This window comes from Mesorhizobium sp. M2A.F.Ca.ET.043.02.1.1 (assembly GCF_003952405.1).
Classification (GTDB): Bacteria; Pseudomonadota; Alphaproteobacteria; order Rhizobiales; family Rhizobiaceae; genus Mesorhizobium.
On sequence record NZ_CP034445.1, the window covers coordinates 4,620,342 to 4,637,510 of the forward strand.

The following is a 17,169-nucleotide window of genomic DNA, read 5'->3' on the forward strand; positions in this document are numbered from 1 at the left end:
ATCATGGAAGTGCTCAATCGCATCGACGGTGTCGTGATCGGCCTGCTGATCGGGTTCGAGGACGGGGCGCCGCTGGTGGTTTTCGTAGGCAACCCAAGCGAGACGGCGATTGCAGCCCGCAGTCTGACCGAACTCGACACATCCTCGATTGGCTCGGAACTGGCATTGCTTTTCGAGGGGGGCGATCCGATGCGCCCGCTGGTCGTCGGGCGAATTGTCGATCCAGCCAATAAAAAGCCGGAACTGCAAGTCGTTCGCGACGGCAGCCGTATCGTGATCACGGGCGAAGAGCGCATAGAACTGCGCTGCGGCCTGGCGTCGATCATTTTGGAGAAGGACGGCCGGATCACTGTCCGTGGCACTCAATTGACCAGCCAGGCGAGCGGCACCAACCGTATTCGCGGCGGAGCCGTGCATCTCAATTGAGGGTTTGCCGATGCTTCACGTTGCGACCATCGCCGCCATAGTGGATCAGCATGCCGAAGACGCGGCCTTCCTCTGGCTTCGCCGCAGGCGGGAGATAGATGGTCCGCTCCTTGATGAGACCGAGATAGGTCGCATCGATCAACGTCTCGAAGCGAATATCGAGGGATTGATGGCTGCAGGCAAGGCTGGCTGGGAAGCCGCTCTCGCCAGGTTTGGCGACTATCCCGAGCCTGGTGAGCTTTTCGTATTGGGGGCCCTCGCGCTGCGTTGGGGTGAGGCCGCCCTGGTCGCCTCGGCGATCGAGGCCGCCATCGGCGTGGGTAAGACCGGATTGTCGCCCCTGTCCGCAGCGATTGCGCGTGCGCCACGCGACAATTTGCGGCCGTTCGTGGCGAAGTGGCTTGATGCGCGGGACGCGTGGCCGCGTGCACTCGGTCTATCGGCGCTTTGGCATCATCGCGTCGATCCCGGGTCGCGATTGTTCGATCTGGCGGGTCATTCCGATGCTGTTGTGCGCGGCCACGCCCTCAGACTTGCGGGTGCGGTCAAACGGCGCGATTTGCTTCCGATGGTGCTGGCCGGCCTTGATGCAGAGACGCCCGGGGAGCGACTGACGGCTGCTGTCGCCGCCTGTATGCTCGGCGAGACTCGCTCCGCCCACCGGGTGATCGATCAGATCGTGATGACGGAACCGGGGCTCGCCGAGGCTGCGATCGAAATACGCCTGCTGACGACGCCGACGAAGGCCGGCAAGCAGTGGCTGCGAAAACACCTAGCGCAGCCAGCGCGTCGTGTCGCGGCGACGGCGTCGATTGGCCTGTTCGGCGATCACAAAGTGATGCCGTGGCTGATCGAAAAGATGCGTGAGCCTGACCTCGCCGGCGCTGCCGGCGCCTCGCTCCGTGACCTGTTCGAGGTTGATTTCGGCGACACCGATCTGTTTGTCGCAGATACATCGCTCCTGGGTAAGGACTTCGCCGATCTGGATGACGGGCTGCTGCCGGCGGCGGACCGTGTCGAAGCGTGGTGGGACGAGGGGCGTGGCGGGCGCAATCACCGGCTGTTCCGGTCTATGCGCCGGTTGCGGCTTGGCGCGTTGCGTGCCGCCTTCGCGGCACCCGAGACCCCTCTTGCTGATTGGCGCGGCACCCGCAGTTTTCCGGCCTGGATATAACGTTCTCAGTGCTGGGTCACCCGCGCCACCACAGCAGCTGCTCGTAAGCCCTTTTCGGACGCGACTTCGCAGATGGCGGTTGGCCCTGGCGCGTAATCATTGAGCAGACTGTCGGCAGCAAGCATCAATGCGAGCGCTCCCCCCGCGGTTCCTATGTCGCCAATAGTCATGGCTGGATAGGCAACAGGCAGAACCTCACGCCGCGTGCGGTAGAAACGAGGTCGGGCGATCAACTGCTCCCAGCCGCTGTAGCGCTCGCCGTTGCTGTTGCTGACGACGAAGTTGATATGTCCTTCGGACAGGCCTGAATCGTTCACGGCGTCACGCAGGGCACTGAGCAAGGCGCGCCCCTGGCTATAACGGTCGGAGAGAACGTTATCCTTCTCTTGAGCCAGCCCAACGCTTTGGATGACTGCGTGGAAGCGCGCCGACTCTTCCGGCGCACGGGTCAATCGGACAAATGCCGCCGCTTCGCCTGGCACCAAGCCCTGTGCGTTGTCCGCTCCCTTGAGGCGGCCGGCCCGTCCCAGGCGACCAAGGTCCGTATCGTTGACGAGGCTGTCGACGCCGCCGAGTATCACCTGTTGGACGCCGTTTTGTTCCATCAGTTCAGCGGCACGCTCCAACAGTCCGACGCTTGCCGCAGCGCCGCCGTCGATAGCCCGAGAGGCAGCGTGAAATTTCTCGCCGGTTGCCGACGCTACTGCCGCGAGAAAACTCTGCGGAGCAATGTCGCCATAGGCAGGATGGTTGCGAAAACCCTCCGGTGGCGCAACGAGGACCGCCGTCGCCCCGGCTGGGCGCGTTCCGCTTCGCAAAGCTTCGCGAATGGCCCGGGCTGCCATGTTGACCAGCCACTGGCCATCGGTTTGGCGCAACTGGTAGTGGGTTGGGATGCGCGCGACGATCTGAACGGCGCCGAAGGGTTCGCTCAGTATCTTTTCCTCAAAGGCGGACAGGCTGGCTCGGATTGCCGCCATCGTCTGGCGCGCGTCGAGGCCAGCGGCTGTGACAGCCCCGGCTCCGCTGACATAAAGCGGCTGTTTCATGGCTGCCACACAGGCTGATTGAGCAGCGTCCCGTCACCGCCTCTTTGACTGAAGTAGGCCTTGCGTTTGCGCCGTGCGGCCAAAAGCGCCGGCGAAACATGTCCAAAAACAATCTCGCGCAGCGGTGGTGCCTGGCGTCTGGTCAAAACTGCGAGGCGCGCCTTAAGAGTTATCCGCCAGATATCAGGCTCGATAATCACCGTATCTGCGCGGAAGGGATGATCCTCGACGCGATCACTATAGATCAGCCGCAGGGGCGCGACGACGGCCGGAAGTCTAAAATCCCAGCGCCCGGTTGAAGTGAGGCCTATCAAGGACACGTCCTCGCGCCCACTGAACCGCTGCAATTGTTGGTCTGCCGGTGCGCAGAGATTGTACCGAGCATCAAAATCCTTCGGCGGCAATGGCCATTGTGTGTCGATCCAGGCTTGATCGTAGGTGCCTGCATAGCCGATGCGCGGCTGCCAGCCCCGACCGAGCGCGCCAAACCCCGCAGGCCTTGGCCGGTCGGAGGGGCTGAGAAACGGCTCGCCCGGGTAGGTGATGTTGGGTGCCTGCGTCTTCACGGCATGGTCAGCGGATGGAAAGTGATGAAAGCCCACCCCGACCGGGTTGTGCCGATCGACGACACTTCCGTCGGGTGCGCTGCCGCCATAGGCGCGCTCATAGACGATCGGCATCGTCCTGAACGGATGCGGAGCGCTGTAGTTGCCGGAATCGTATACCCGATCGCCAACGACGTTGAGAACTTTGCGGGTATCGCCAATCCGCAGACCAACCTGCATTTCCTTTACCGGCTTGCCGTTGGGGGCGTATGCCGTACCGTTGACGATTACTTCGGCGGACGGTTTGACTGGGGCGATATCCGCCTCATAACGGGTGGAGGACAAAACCGGGTTGCCGAACGGCACATCGCCAAAATTTACCGGCAGCTGTATCTCCGCGGGTTTCAACTCGGCGTCTTGAGAGGGGGCTTCGAAGCTGGCCGAGAACATGGCCACCAAGACCTCCTGGCCATCCGCGTCGGGTTGCACGTGGGTGGCGGCGGCGAAAGGGGTTCGGTTAACAAGCTCGACAGCGAACGCCATTGCTCAGCACCAGTTGCCATTCTCGTCCAGTCCAACGGGCCAGTAAGGTATGCAGGCAATCAAACGCACAAGCTCGGTCTCTTCTGCATCGATCAGCCATTGGAGCAGAAGATATTCAGGCCGAATTTTTTCCGAGTCGGCCATCATCGCATTGCGGTTGGCGCATTCCAGCCAGATGACGCGGACGATCCAGACGACACGCGGGTCGGAAGCGGGGCCCGCCATTCGATTGTTGAAGGCCGCTTCCAGGGCGTCTTTGTCTGATAGCCCCTTGTTCCGTTCGGCCTCGACCGTGCCGTCCCACCAGGGAGCCGCCTCGTTGTAAGCTTGCTGGATCAGCTGAACATAGGCGTCGAACAGCTGCTGGTAGTCGGCCGCTGCCTTTTTGCGCGGCTTGTCCGTGGTGTACCAACTGGAATATGCGTCAAGGTCGAACATGCAGTTGAGCAGGCGCTTGATGCCATCCTGGGTGTCGTAGAGCGTGAGCAGAGCCATCTAGACAGCCTCCTCGAACTGGTTGAGGCCAATGGGGATGTACACGATACCCGCGACCAACTTGTGCAGGTCGGGAGCTGCCGTTTTGATGTCGAGGATCAATAGATCAATCGGGCGGCGATAGCCCACTGGGTCGCCATTGTCGTTTGTGCCCCAGAGCTCTTCGGGATGTTTGTCAGGCGGCGGTTTTTGCGCAGCTTCGAGCGCATCCTGGTTCAGGTCGTCGATTTCCAGATAATATTTTCGAAAGACCGCAAGGACCCGCGGATGGCCCGAATAGCCGGTCGGCCACCGGTTGGCTATTTCGGGCGGCACCGGATCGCTCAGCTTGTCGAGGCCGGCAAGGTTCTTCCACCACGCGATAAGTTCGGGCTGCAGAAGTCGTAACTCGTCGATGTAAGCCTGCTGGACTTCCTCGAACGTTCGCATGGCACCTCTCCTTCAACAAGCTTCAAGCGCCGGGATACTTTGCCCTGGCATAAGCATCGGCTTGGCTGCCTTGGCTCTGCGCATGTTTGCGGCAATGCGGTTTGACCCGGTCTGTGTCGCCCATGTACTTCAGGAACGCATCCGGCGATTTTTCCATATGGCAGCCTCCCATCGCCCAAGCGACTGACAAGGGAGGTTGATGGTCGGGCGTGAAAGCTTCCTGCTCCACGCTGCCGTCCTCTGCGAGTTTGGATTCCTGGTGTACTCGGCCGCGCTTCCGGTCAACGACAATCAACGTGCCGTTGGAATACTGGTTCTGGCCATTTACCTTCGAGATCAGTGTGTCCCAGACACCTGGATCGTTCGGAAGTTTGGCGCACTCCCAGCAGGGTCCGCCCATGGTCTTGTCGTAGTGGGGCTTGTTCAGCGGCGCGCGATGCTTTTCCTGGTCATAGGGCACCGTGCAAGGCTTTCCGGCGTTGTCTCCGAGCACCTTTTTGAAGTCCACCATCGCCTGGGCGTCGATACAATTCGGCGGATCGCTCATCTCGTTCTGGCCCATGGGGTCGCCGTGACGATCGACACCCTTGCCCTCCACCTTCACCGTGAACGACCAGAGCTTGAATGTACCCTTGCCCTTCGTTTTGTGTGTGACGACCCCGCCACCTTGAGTGCCTGCCTCATCGCCCGTGCTTGTGGCAACTTCCGAGGCATTCTCTAGAGCGGTCGGGTTGCCTTGTATCTTGACGCTCTTGCTTCCCTTGGTCAGGTCGCTTGCGGAGAGCATGTTGACATAGGGCACGGGCAAAGGCCCGGTTGGCGGCGGTGGCGGGCTGAGGCAAACATCTCCGGGCGCAACGCCCTGGCCGCCACTGCCTTTGTGGAAAAATCCCATGCCCTCCGCATAGACGCTGTTGCCCATAGCCTACAGCGCCTCCGCCCTGCCTCTGGGGGCACGCATCGCGGGCAGCCCGGCCGACGCCAGATCATGAATGTCCGTAAACCTGAATTCATGGACCTCCCAGTCGTCGCACCAGAACATGATCGCATTTGTGTTAAGCCCGGGGAGCGGCTGCGGCACGTCGGCAAGCCGCTCGATCAGACGGGCCTGGGGCCAGAATTTCTCAACGCTGCCGTTGACAAGGTTGGCGATGGCATCGAACCACGCATCGCCGGGATCGGGTAACGGGCCGAGCCGAACGATCGTGAATGGATAGCGACGGCCGACGCGGTCCTCGCTCATTCGCCAGACCCCGGCACAGGGCTGGTCGCCGAAAATCGCTGCCTGGACGATGAAGCGCCAGACGCGCGAGTCCAACTCGCCCTCGTCCGGCCGCGCGCGCAGTTCCATCGACATCCACCGGTCCCAGCGGTCGATGAACGTCCGCGGCAGGTTTGCGGAGACGAAATCTCCCGTCGCTGGTATCTTGCCGAAGAAGCCAGTGTTCAGATCTGCGGCGGACATGTGAACTTCTTGAACATCTCGAGGGTGTACGGGTTCTCGACGCTGGCCGCCTTGAGCTCGAAATCGGCCCACATCCCCTTGGTGCCGAGCCGCAGGCTGTAGACGTCGGTGAGCTTGGTCGCGTTGAAGCGGCCGCCGCGCAGCATTCTGAGCCACGCCCAGCTGCCGGTCTCGTTAAGCATCACTTCGGGCGAGCCGTCGACCGGCTGGAAGGCGAGCGAGATTACGCCGGTACCGTCCTTGCCCGGCCATGTCATCGGCTGCGGCCTGGTCGCGTTGTTGTAGTAGACGAGGTTCTGGCCATCGAGGTTGAGCGTCACCCGCGCCACGTTTGGCGACAGGTCCTTCGGCTCGAGGGTAAAATTCATTACCGGTCCGGTGCCGCCGGGGAACAGGTCGTCGCGGATGTGACGCGCCTGCTCGAAGGCTGCCAGCGCCGCCGGATAGAGGCCGAAATCGGCGCGCCATTTCCACGGCTCGCTGGCGGTGTCGACATAGTTGATCAGATGGTCGTTGGTGAAGGCGTCGATCAGCCCGGTCGGCCCGAACAGGCGCTGGAAGTCGCGCACATTGACGTCGACGGCGCTCTCCGGGCTGAACGGATAGCGGTTGTTGAGCGCCGCCTGGCAGAAGGGCAGGATGTCGGCGCGCCAGATGGCGTTGAGCTCGTTGGTGACGGCCTTCTGCGACAGGCCGCTGGTGTCGCCGGCAATGCCGCCCAGCCAGTCGTTGATCGGCGAGGGCAGGATTTGCGCTTGTCTCGCGACCGCGCCCGTCAGTTCGGCCAGCCCGCCCTGCTTCTTGATCGCATCCTGCGGATCGGGGTTGGCGGTCACGGTCTGCAGCACATTGGACAGCGCCGTCAGCGCCACGACGGCGGCGTCGAGCGCCGGCGGCTGGCCGTCGACCTGCGCGATCGTGCCCTTGAGCGGCTTGAAATGCTCGGCCACCAGGCTGCCGGTCATGTCGACCTGATCGGCCGAGCCCGCGCGCGGCAGCAGTTTCGCTCCCGTCTTCACCACCTTGCCCAGTTTGCCGAGCTTGCTCAAAAGCTTCGAGCCGGTCTTGGCGGCGCCGCCGCTCTTGTCGTCGGCCGCCGCGTCGTCGGAGCGGGTGAGGTCCGTCTCCTGCACCACGGCCGTCAACAGGCGCTTCAATGCCGAGTCGGCGCTGGACAGATCCTTGAGGTTCTCGCTGGCGACATTGAGGTCGGTCAGCGGCGCAAGCCGCATGTCGCGCAGGAAGGAATCCCACTGCGCGATATAGTCGTCGTAATAGAGCTTCAATATGTCTTCCGACAGCGCCGACACCGACGTCTCCGAATTCTCCGAACAGCCGCCGGCAAACACGGCGCGGTCGAGCGCTGCCTGGCCGGCGACATCCTCGACCCGGTCGAGAACGGCGTCATGGAAACCGGCATAGGTATAGGGGCCTGGAACGCCGACGCGCAGCGTCTTGTCGGAGCGGCGCGCGAACACCTTGGCGCCGTTCGGTCCGGCGAAATTGGCCGGCACCCATTCCTTGACCGCCGCCACTTCCGGGTCGGCCAGAAGCTGCTTATAGGCGCGCTCCGGCAGCGAGATCGTGCACACCGTCTTCAGCGCCTCGGCGACCAGTTCCTTGTCCGGGGCGATATAGCTGTCGTCGACCGCCATGCGGCGGATCGCGGCAAGCTGGTGCTCTTCGGCGTCCGCGGTGGGGAAGGGCGGCGCGGGCGCGAATTGCGGCAGGCTGTTCACCCACCAGTTCTGCACGAAATCGGTGTCCATCTGCGACAGGCCGGTCATCATGCGGTAGGTCTTCAGCGCGCCGAGCATGAAATCCGGGTCGCGGATCTGCCGCCACATCGTGGCTTCGAGCAGCGCGACCATATGCGGCTCCAGCACGTTGCGCAGCGCATGGTCGTAAGTGTCGGTCTGCGCCCGCACCAGCTCAGCCGAAGCGGTTGGGCCGAGCAGATTGTGGACGGCATCCGGCGGCGCGGCTCTCGCCGCCGCCACCGCGTCCATCGCCGCCAGCGCGCCGTCCATGGTCGGCTGCTCGACCGCGGCCGGCATGGCGGCGACGTCGGTCAGCGGCTGCTGCAAAGCCTCGAACTGGCCCGCCTGTTCGGTGATCGCATTGCGGTTGTCGAGATAGGACCAGGTGAACAGCCCGCCGGCGAGCAGCGCCGCGAGCGCGCAGGCCGCTGCCGCGCCGCGCCAGATCCAGGCGCGGCGACGCTGCGCCAGCGGATCGAACGTGCCGAGGCCGGCCTCCTTGAAGATCACTTCGGTGAGCAGATTGCGCAGGAAGAAGCTGCGCTTCTCGACGCGCGCCGCCGCCATGGCGCGACGCGGCGGCAGTCCGAAGGATGACGACAGCGCCGCGGTCAACCGGTCGATCGGCGCGCCTTCCTGTGTCGCCGAGGTCAGATAGAGGCCGCGCAGCCAGGCGGCTTCCTCGTAGCGGCTCTCGCCGAACATCGCCTCGACCAGCACCTGGATCGGCTCGGACAGGCTCGCCAGCTGCGCCGGGAAACGGAAGATCTCGGCGCGCTGGCCAAGCTTGTCCTCGTCTTCCAGCCGCGGCACCAGCCGCCGCTCCAGCTCGGCGGCGAGCCTGGCGAGCTCCGTCTGGATGGTGCCAGCGTTGACGCGGGCGTCGAGCGGAAAAGTCGTCCCCCACACCTGCTCGCGCGCCGTCGTCGACAGACCGCCGAAGAAGGCTTCGAAGCCTTTGATCAGGTCGGCCTTGGTCAGCATCAGGTAGACGGGCAGGCGGATCTCCAGCCGGTCGTTCAGCTCCGCCAGCCGGCGGCGGATTTTGCGGCCATGCGCCTTGATCGCCTCGTCGCCCTCCGACAGCGCGTCGATCGACAGTGCGACGATGACGCCGTTCAGCGCGCGGCGGCCCCGGTGCTTCTTCAACAGGTCGAGGAAGCCCAGCCATTCCGTCGCGTCGACATCCGGCTGGCTCTCCTGCTGGACATAGCGGCCGGCGGTGTCGATCAGCACCGCGTTCTCGGAAAAGAACCAGTCGCAATTGCGCGTGCCGCCGACGCCCTGCAGATCGTCGGTGAGGTCGATCGGGAAATTGAGTCCCGACTGGCGCAAGGCCGTGGTCTTGCCGGTGGCCGGCGGACCGACGATCACATACCAGGGCATCTCGCGCAGAAATTTCCGGCCGCCGAGCTTGCGCCGCTTGAGCTCGGCCATCACCTCGCCGAACTTGGCGCCGACGGCCGCGACGCTCTCCTCTCCAGGCGTGAGCTGCTTTTCCTGAACAGGCGCCGCGATCTCGGCGACGAACATGCGGTTGGCGCGGATCGCGCGGCGCTGCGCGATGATCAGCCAGATCAGCCACAGGATGATCAGCCCGGCGATGATGGCGATGCGCACATTCTCGGACTCGAACGGCGCGTAAGGGCCGACCTGCACGATCGGCCCGAACACCCAGATCAGCAGTGAAAGCAGCGCGATGCCGATCAGCGTCCACAAGAAACGCGATGTGATGACAGCCCAGAGGAAGCGCAGGATGAACATCTCAGAGCCTCTTCTCGACCAGGACCTCGACGCGCCGGTTGAGCGCGCGGCCTTCCCGAGTGGAATTGTCGGCCACCGGATCGGTTTCGGCGCGGCCTTCGGACGAGATGCTTTCCGGCGGCACGCCTGCCTGCGCCAGAAGCTTGGCTATGGTCTCGGCGCGCGCTTCCGAAAGGCGCTGGTTGCTGGCAAGCGGGTTGGATTTCTGCAGGCGCACATTGTCGGTATGGCCGACGACCGTGATCTTTCCGATCAGCTCCTTGTTGTCGAGGATCACCTTGGCGATCGACGCAATCAGCGGCTCGTAACCCTCGGTCAGCGTCGGCCGCGACGACTGGAACAGCTCGGGATTGGAGGACTGGATGATGAGCTTGGCCAGCGAGACGCTCTCGGTGCCGCTGAGCGCGCCCTTGAGGTCGTCCGGCGCTTCGGCCTTGAACTCGGGCAGCAGCGCGAAATCGACCGGCTGCGGCGCTTCGGGTTCGGGAGCATCCTGCTTGGGCGCGGCGCGGGTGACGTCGCCGCGCGAGGCCGGCGGCAGCGTGCGCACCAGCGCGGAAAGCTCGACCGCCTGGCTGCTCAAGCCCATCGACAGGCCGACATAGGCAGCAGCGGCGACGACAATCGCGGCAAGCGCCATCACCCAGATCGGCACGATGAAACGCTGCGGCTCATCGGACGCGATCACGCCTTTCCAGTTCGGCGACAGCGGCGAATCCTCGGCATCCGCATTGCGCAAGAAGCGCGCCGCGGCTACCCGCACGGCGTTGAGCGAACGGTCGCCGGCGCGGCCGGGCACCCGGTACTTGCCGCGGAAGCCGAGCGCCAGGCAGTAATATTGCAGCTCCAGCATCTCGCGGTCGCGGTTGGGATGCCGCTCCAGCTCGTCGAGCCGCGTGAAGAACTGGGTGCCGGCATCGACGTCGCCGCGCAGCATGACCACAAGCGGCTGGCGCGGCCAGGCGCTGGCGCCGCCCCATGGCGTGTTGAGTGCGAGATCATCGAGCAGCGCCGCCACGGCCCAGGCCGCTTGGTCGGCGCGCTCCAGCGAGGAGCCCGAGGCAACAGCGGCGTCGCGCGCCCGCACCAGCTCGTCGAGCAGGCGCGTGCGCATCACTTCCGGGTTCTCCGGCGCCAGCGCGCTTTCGAGCTCCGGCGCGAATTCGAGCAGCGGCGCGAAGATGTTGATCAGCGTGTTGGGATGGGCGCGCGCCCGCTTGACCGGCGCGCCCGGCGCCAGCGGCGCCATCGGCCGGGGCGCCGCACCGGTCAGCCGGATGCGTGTGCGCTCGCGATCCTCCGACAGTCCGAAGGGATCATCCCGGCTCATGGCCTCACCTGTTCACCGAATAGCAGTCGACCTGCGGCTCGCTCGGCAGCACGCCGGAAACGCCGATGACGAAGCCCGGAGCGTCAAGCAGCGAGGCCCAATGCTCGCTCTTCTGGTCCAGCTCCAGGCACAGCCGGTCGCCGTCATAGGGGATCTCGCGCGGCTGCGAATGAAGCGGTTTCAGCGGAATGCCGGGCAGGCGCGATTTCCACAGGCCCTCGAACTGGTCGGCCGAGCCGACCGTCGCCTGGTTGACGAAGATCTTGCGCAGCGCGTCTTCCGATAGTTCGGAGCCGACGCGGATGACGATGCGGCTGGCGACCAGCAGCTTCGGGTTGTCGATGCGCACCTTCCAGACATTGGTCGCGTGCCGCATGACTGGAAGCGCGCGCGATTTCGGCTCGATGTAGCGCAGGCTGAGGATCAGCGAACGCAAGGCGTCGGCCAGCGCCATATAGGCGGGGCCGGGCGCCATGTGGTCGTAGGCCGGCAACTCGCCGAGCCGCCGCGAGCTCGAGCCGTAGGTGGCCATCTCGCCGGCGAGGCCGGCAAGTTCGAGATAGAGCTCGGCCGGATGGAAGACGTCCTGCGCCAGCATATGCGCCAGCCGCGGCCGCGCGGCATTGGCGAGGTGCAGCATCAAAAGGTCCTCGACGCTGCGGCCGGCCCCGCCCATCACCATCTTGCCATGCGCCTCGGCGATCTGGTCGAGGCCGGTGACGACCTCCTGCAGCAATTGCCGGTACCAGTGCACGGCGCCGGTGATCAGCGTCGGCGGCAGGAAGGACTGGTCGAGCGAGACGCCGCCATCGGCGCGCACGCCCGTGATATCGGCGATCGGCAAGGCGGTATAGCCGCCGACCGATTTGCCGGGCGCCAGCAGCACCGCTTGCGGCCGGGCGATCTCGATTTCTTCCGGATCGGCGCCGCCCTGCACGGCGTCGCGCACCGGGACGATCTTGCCGTGGTAGCGCGCGCCCGTCGATTGAGCATGCGCCGGATCGAAGCCGACGCCGCCGGGCGGTTCCAGCGGCAGCGCCACCAGCACCGGCCCGGCGCCGGTGTCGGCCGTGACCGGCAGCGGCTTCGGCGCATCCATCAGCTCCGGGATGGAGAAGGGCGTGCCGTCCGGGAAGATGCCCCGGGCGGATACGATCGACACTTGGCCGGCGTCGAGCAGCGACTGGTCGAGCGTCAGCTGCTGGAAGCCGAACGTATGGAGCTGGCCCGCCTGCAAGGCGCCGCGCACCAACCCCTCGAAGAACCGGTCCTGCTGCTGGAAATGCTGGGTCCTCAAGAAGAGTCCCTCGGACCACAGCACCCTGTTTGCGTCGCTCATGCTGCCACTCTCTGCACTGCCCTGTTGACGCTTCGCTAGGCGGATATGCCGCCTTTGCCGAGGCTGACATTGATGGTGAATTTCGACCCCGGCGAAACCGACTTGGTCGTGCGCCAGTTGCGTCCGCCGGGTTCCCGGATCAGCGCGACGAAGCCGAGCGCCGTGGCGTTCGGCTCGACCGTGATGGTCTTGGCCGCCGTCTTGCCGGGCGCGACCGAGATCGCGTCCGAGCCGATGAGGTCGGCGCCCAGCGCCGAGCCGGCATCACCTTGCAGCGCGAAGTAATCGGCCGAGTTGAACTTGCCGGTGCTGGCAAGCCGCATCACCAGAACCGTCACCGGCCGGTCGCCGCCGCCCGGTCCCGGATTCATGCCGGCGCCGCCGGTCACGTTGACCGAGATCACCGATGGTTTCGGCGGGCCGCTCTGGCAAGCCGCAAGCAGCCCCGTCGCGCCGAGAGCAACGATGAATTCGCGTCTGTCGATCATGTCCCTACTCCTCTTCGTAAGCGTCCCTGAAGTCTGCGCCGATCTCGCCCAGGAAGCTCGATTCCGCGCTCTGGGCGATGTCGCGATGGCGTTTCTGGTAAAGCTCCCACAGCTTGGCATTGCGCCCGCCGGCGAGCAGATTGCCGATCGCGGAATTGGACTTGAGCTCTTCCTCGATCGCGGCCGGATCGAAACGGTCGATCATGCGCCGAAGCGCGGCCTGAACGCCGCGCCAGGCGCGCACGTGATGCTGAGCGAGATCCTTGACGGCGTCGCTGATCGCCGCCTCGCCGGAGAGAAAGCCAGGGCTGCGCTCGGCGACGATGGTGACGATGACATCCTCGACCGTCGGCAGGAATTTGAGCGGGTTGACTTCCGAAGAACCGACCACCGTCTGCGGGACACGCGCGCTCCCCTTCTCTTCGGCGCGCTTGCGCAAGAGCTGCATCAGGCCGTCGAGCATCAGCCTGTATTCGCGCCCGAATTTCTCCATTTCGGCGATCGCGTCACGCCCGGGAAAGTCGGCCTCCTCGACGCCCATGCCGCGCAGGAAAGCCGCGCGCAGCGCCATGTCGCTCGGCGCAGGCTGCGCTGCACGCGACGGCCGCGGCGCGGGAGCAGCGCGAGGCGGCGGGGCAGGCGGTTCGGGTGCATTCGCCGGTATTTCCCAGGGACGGGCGGCCTTCGGCTTCTCGGCCGGCCGCTCGCTGCGATCGGCTGGATCGGCACCGTGGCCGGAAGCAGGCGTCGCGGCTGGCCCGAAGCTGAAATCGTCGAAGCCGGCGGCTTTGGGCGGGGGCTCGGGCATGTCGTTGCGCGCTGGCATGTCGCCAAAGCCGAACGGGTCCGCTCGGCCGGTGGCGGGCTCGTCGTTCGAGGTCGGCGTCGCCACCGGATCGAGGCTGAACGGATCGTCGAAGGCCGGCGAGCTGCGCTGGTTCGAAGCGCGATCGTAAGCCCCGGGCACAGGCTGCTCGAACGGATCGGGCAGCCCGGCCGGGCGCGGCCGCTGCGGCTCCTCCTCGGCCTTGGCCGAGAAGAAATCGTCGCCGCCGATGCTGGCAGGCGTCCGCGCCTGTGGCGACGGCCACGCCGGCGCGGCGTTGGCGATCGGCGCCTGGCCGATCGAGGTGTGGCCGGCGCCCGGCTGGATCTCGACATGGAGCACATAGTCGCCCATGCGCAGCCGCATGCCGCTTTGCAGGCGGGTCGACCTGCCGGTTCCGAGCGGGCTGTCGGAGTCGTCGATGAACAATCCACTGCTCGACGTGTCGGTGACAAAATAGCCGTCGCGGCCGCCGCTTATCTTGCAATGGGCGCGTGAGACGAACATGTCCGGGTCGTCGATCTGCCAGCCGGCATCGGCGCTGCGGCCGATCACCAACTCGCCCTCGTCCAGCCGGCTCTGCCTGACGAGCTGCGAGCGCGGACCTTGTTCCAGGGTCAGAAGCAGGCTCATGCGGCTGCCTCCGCCATGTCCGGCCGCCAGCCGACAATGGTGCGCAGCCTGAGATCGTCGGCGTCGCCCTTTTCGGCTGGACGTGAGAGCCAGGAGGTTCGACCGAGCTGAATGGTTCCCATCTTCGGCGCCGGCACGGCGTCGCGCGCGAGCACGATCCTGAGGTCGACATCAAGGGCTTCGCCGATCATGTCGCGCACCGCCTTCTTGAACAGGACAAGCCTCCGTTCTCCAGGCAGGAACGACTTGAAATCGTCGAGACTGAGCGGGCCGACGCGCAATTCGATGCGGCTCTGCCGGCTGAAGACGCGCGGGCCGATCGTGGCCCCGCGCCCCAGCGCCGCATAGGCCTTGCCGACTTGGCTCTGCAGCGCCTTCGGAATGGCGATCCAGGCGGCGACGAATTCCTTGATCTCAACCGGCACCTTGAAGGCGGTGGCGAGGAACAGCGTCAGCCGCTCCGCGCCGTCGACCTGGTTCGCCAGCGATCCGGCCTGGCGCAGCCGAACCGTGTCGAGCTCGGGGTCCTGCGTGCCGGGAAGGCCGATGCCGGCCATGGCTTCCAGCATGGCGCGGACACGACCGCCGACCGAACGTTCGATCTGCACCGCCGGATGCGCGTCCGCCCAGGCGCGATAGTAGAGCGCGATCATGCGGTGCTGCAGGATGTTGACGAAGTCGACGAAGGTCGTGTCGCTGGTCTGCTCGGCGTCGGCTCCGGTGAACCAGCGCTGCGACAGCCGGTCGAGCACCCAGCGGGTCAGATGCAGCGGCATCGGCCCTTCCGGCCCGAGCAGGCCGAGATTGGCGAGGGTCACCCGCGCCGTAGCCTTTTCGCCCGCATCCTGGAATTTGACCACGTCCCTGGCCGAGAAGCTCAGGCGCACATGCTGGCCGAGCCTTGCCGGCTCGCGCTCCGCGGTTCCGGAATGGCCGAATAGGCCGCGCCGCTGCTCCAGCCGGCGCAGCAGCTCGAAGAAGTCGTATCCCTCCGACAGCGGCTCCGCTTCGGTCGGGGCCGGTCGCGCTAGATCAGGTAGCGATTGCCGGGCGTCATCGGCCATGGCACATCCTCCTGCTTCTGCAGCAACCGCGTGCGGGTCCGCACGAAACCATTTATCCCCGCATGGCGGGCGAACAGCCGCGCCAGCAGGGCCGAAAGCAGCAATGTGCTCTGACCCGCCAGCACCGACTGGTCGACATGCAGCGTCACCTCGGTGCCGCGGCCGAAACACATCGGCCCGTCGATCTGCAGCCGCTCGATCACCGGGCGCGAGTCGATGCGGGTGATCGAATGCACGTTGCGGGCAAGGCTCGGATCGCCGCGATCGGCGTAGAGGTCGAGCAGCGCGTGCAACGGGTCGACGCCGCGGCCCTCCTTGGCGAGGCTGAGGAAATTGAGCGAGAGCTGCGCCACCAGCCGCCAGGCGAGATTGTCAGCGCGGGATTCGCCTTCGGCGCCGGCCGGCAACGCTGCCGGGATCGCCGGCTGCGGCGGCCGCAGCGCGCCGAGCAGCCGCACCGCTTCCACCGGATCGGCGGTCTCCAGCGTCAGCGTCGGCGTGTCGTCCAGGATCGGCAGGTCGCGATTGGTGCAGAGCGCCATCACGTCGAGCCGCTTGAGCGGCCGGTTCGCCGGGCTTCCCGCCGGGCGCGAGACCGCGATGAAGACATCGTCGCCGGTATAGGAGGTACGGGTCAGGCCTCCGCGCCGCTCGTCCTCGGTCGCCCGGCGCGGCCGCCGCTCGGTCGAATAGACCCAGCCGCTGCCACGGTTCTGCCCAAGGCTGAACAGTTCTGGAATGACCGCTTCGCTACCTTCGGCGTCGGCGTCCTCAACCCGGGTGACGCGGAAGATCTCGAAGTCGCGCGCCCGGGTGCGGTCGGCATGCAGCACCTGGCGCGTCCGGCGCGGATCGATCTCGATGACGTTGCATTCGCGTTCGAAGAGATTGATGATCGGCGTCGCGAACAGCTCGAAATCGGCCGCCGTCACATCGGCGAGCTCCGGCACCGGACGCCGGAACAGGAAGATGATCTCCATTCCCCCGTCGCACTTGCGGATCACCGGCTGCAGGCCGGCGACCCGCACATAGTGGAAGCGCTCCGGGATCATGAAATATTCGCGCAGCAGCCGGTACCCCTCGAAAGTCGGGCGGGTGCGCGGCATCAGCGCTTCGTCGTCGTGGATGCCGATCATCTCGGGCTCGGGCAGGGCGGTGAGCGGATTGGTCTTGCCTTCCGCCCGCGCGCCGACGGCCGAGCAGGCGCCGAAGATCGCGTCGAAGATGAGCGGCGCCTTGGCGCGCCCGGCGAAATAGAGGTCGAGGCGGTCGAGCGACAACTCGCTGAGCTTGCCCTTTCCGGTCCGCGCCAGCGTGATGCGGAACGCCGCCTCGCCGCGCACGCCGCCGACCGGCGTGATACCTGCGGCGGCAAGCGCGCTGCGGTCCTGGAAATAGCCCACCGAATTGATCGCGACCGGCCACAGCGTGACCTCCTGCGCGGTGGTGAAGGTCGAGCGCGTCGAGAGCCCCGGATGCAGGCCAGAGACCAGCCGCGTGCCGCGCGCGACGGCATGGCCGGCGATCATCGACTGCACTTGCTGTCCAGGTTTCAGCACGGCCATCGCCGTCGCAGGCGCCGGCGTCACCAGGTCCGGGTAAAGCACGTCGAGCACGGCTCGCGAGAAGCGCGAGCGCTCCGCGTCGACCTTGAGCCGCGTGCGCGCCGCAAGGAAGGCAACGCCGTCGAGCAGCCTTTCGACATAGGGGTCGGGGCAGGGGACGGTATCGAGGGAAAGGTTGCGCGCGACCGCCGGATGCATGTCGGCGAATTCCGCGGCCAGCGCCCGGATATGGGTTAGTTCCTCTTCGTAATACTCTACGAAGACCCGATCCATC

The 17,169-nt window shown here is 65.6% G+C and carries 15 protein-coding genes; 2 read left to right on the top strand and 13 right to left on the bottom strand.

Annotated elements, in window-relative coordinates; translation table 11 throughout:
• Together EJ068_RS21925 and EJ068_RS21930 are read left to right on the top strand one after the other, a co-directional pair.
• On the top strand, positions 1-426 hold the full coding sequence (locus tag EJ068_RS21925; RefSeq protein WP_127251790.1) for a DUF6484 domain-containing protein: 426 nt from the start codon (positions 1-3) through the stop codon (positions 424-426).
• 10 nt (positions 427-436) lie between these two features.
• Positions 437-1,600 carry a hypothetical protein gene (locus tag EJ068_RS21930; protein ID WP_129554858.1) on the top strand — a complete coding sequence of 388 codons (1,164 nt, stop codon included), beginning with the start codon at positions 437-439 and terminating at the stop codon, positions 1,598-1,600.
• Between the two features lie 5 nt (positions 1,601-1,605).
• On the opposite strand, the gene EJ068_RS21935 is transcribed toward EJ068_RS21930, so the two are convergent.
• Genes EJ068_RS21935 through tssF form a run of 13 tightly spaced genes read right to left on the bottom strand, consistent with a single transcriptional unit; the run spans position 1,606 to position 17,168 of the window.
• Positions 1,606-2,649 (bottom strand): hypothetical protein, encoded by a 1,044-nt coding sequence (locus tag EJ068_RS21935; protein ID WP_127251788.1) that lies wholly within the window; start codon positions 2,647-2,649, stop codon positions 1,606-1,608.
• Positions 2,646-3,737, bottom strand: a complete 1,092-nt coding sequence (locus EJ068_RS21940; protein ID WP_127251787.1) for a DUF2169 domain-containing protein — start codon at positions 3,735-3,737, stop codon at positions 2,646-2,648. The genes EJ068_RS21935 and EJ068_RS21940 overlap by 4 nt, the downstream gene beginning before the upstream one ends.
• A gap of 3 nt (positions 3,738-3,740) precedes the next feature.
• Positions 3,741-4,232 (bottom strand): hypothetical protein, encoded by a 492-nt coding sequence (locus tag EJ068_RS21945; RefSeq protein WP_127251786.1) that lies wholly within the window; start codon positions 4,230-4,232, stop codon positions 3,741-3,743.
• On the bottom strand, positions 4,233-4,661 hold the full coding sequence (locus tag EJ068_RS21950) for a hypothetical protein (protein WP_127251785.1): 429 nt from the start codon (positions 4,659-4,661) through the stop codon (positions 4,233-4,235). It abuts the gene before it with no gap.
• Positions 4,662-4,683: 22 nt separating this feature from the next.
• Positions 4,684-5,583 (bottom strand): DUF4150 domain-containing protein, encoded by a 900-nt coding sequence (locus tag EJ068_RS21955; RefSeq protein ID WP_127251784.1) that lies wholly within the window; start codon positions 5,581-5,583, stop codon positions 4,684-4,686.
• A gap of 3 nt (positions 5,584-5,586) precedes the next feature.
• The gene (gene tagF, locus EJ068_RS21960) at positions 5,587-6,126 is read right to left on the bottom strand and encodes a type VI secretion system-associated protein TagF (protein ID WP_127251783.1); all 540 of its coding nucleotides are present in this window, start codon (positions 6,124-6,126) and stop codon (positions 5,587-5,589) included.
• Positions 6,108-9,650, bottom strand: coding sequence for a type VI secretion system membrane subunit TssM (gene tssM, locus EJ068_RS21965; protein ID WP_127251782.1), 3,543 nt, complete (start codon positions 9,648-9,650; stop codon positions 6,108-6,110). Before tssM ends, tagF begins: the two co-directional genes overlap by 19 nt.
• 1 nt (position 9,651) lies before the next feature.
• Entirely contained in the window at positions 9,652-10,980 is a 1,329-nt protein-coding gene (gene tssL / locus EJ068_RS21970) for a type VI secretion system protein TssL, long form (RefSeq protein ID WP_127251781.1), read from the bottom strand.
• Between the two features lie 4 nt (positions 10,981-10,984).
• Entirely contained in the window at positions 10,985-12,319 is a 1,335-nt protein-coding gene (tssK, locus tag EJ068_RS21975) for a type VI secretion system baseplate subunit TssK (protein WP_127386073.1), read from the bottom strand.
• Between the two features lie 35 nt (positions 12,320-12,354).
• Positions 12,355-12,807, bottom strand: a complete 453-nt coding sequence (gene tssJ, locus EJ068_RS21980) for a type VI secretion system lipoprotein TssJ (protein WP_040985738.1) — start codon at positions 12,805-12,807, stop codon at positions 12,355-12,357.
• 4 nt (positions 12,808-12,811) lie between these two features.
• Entirely contained in the window at positions 12,812-14,266 is a 1,455-nt protein-coding gene (gene tagH, locus EJ068_RS21985) for a type VI secretion system-associated FHA domain protein TagH (RefSeq protein WP_129554859.1), read from the bottom strand.
• Positions 14,263-15,330: a type VI secretion system baseplate subunit TssG gene (tssG, locus tag EJ068_RS21990; protein ID WP_127250912.1), complete on the bottom strand. Its 1,068-nt coding sequence runs from the start codon at positions 15,328-15,330 to the stop codon at positions 14,263-14,265. The genes tagH and tssG overlap by 4 nt, the downstream gene beginning before the upstream one ends.
• Entirely contained in the window at positions 15,294-17,168 is a 1,875-nt protein-coding gene (gene tssF, locus EJ068_RS21995) for a type VI secretion system baseplate subunit TssF (protein WP_128314977.1), read from the bottom strand. Before tssF ends, tssG begins: the two co-directional genes overlap by 37 nt.
• Between the last annotated feature and the right edge of the window lies 1 nt (position 17,169).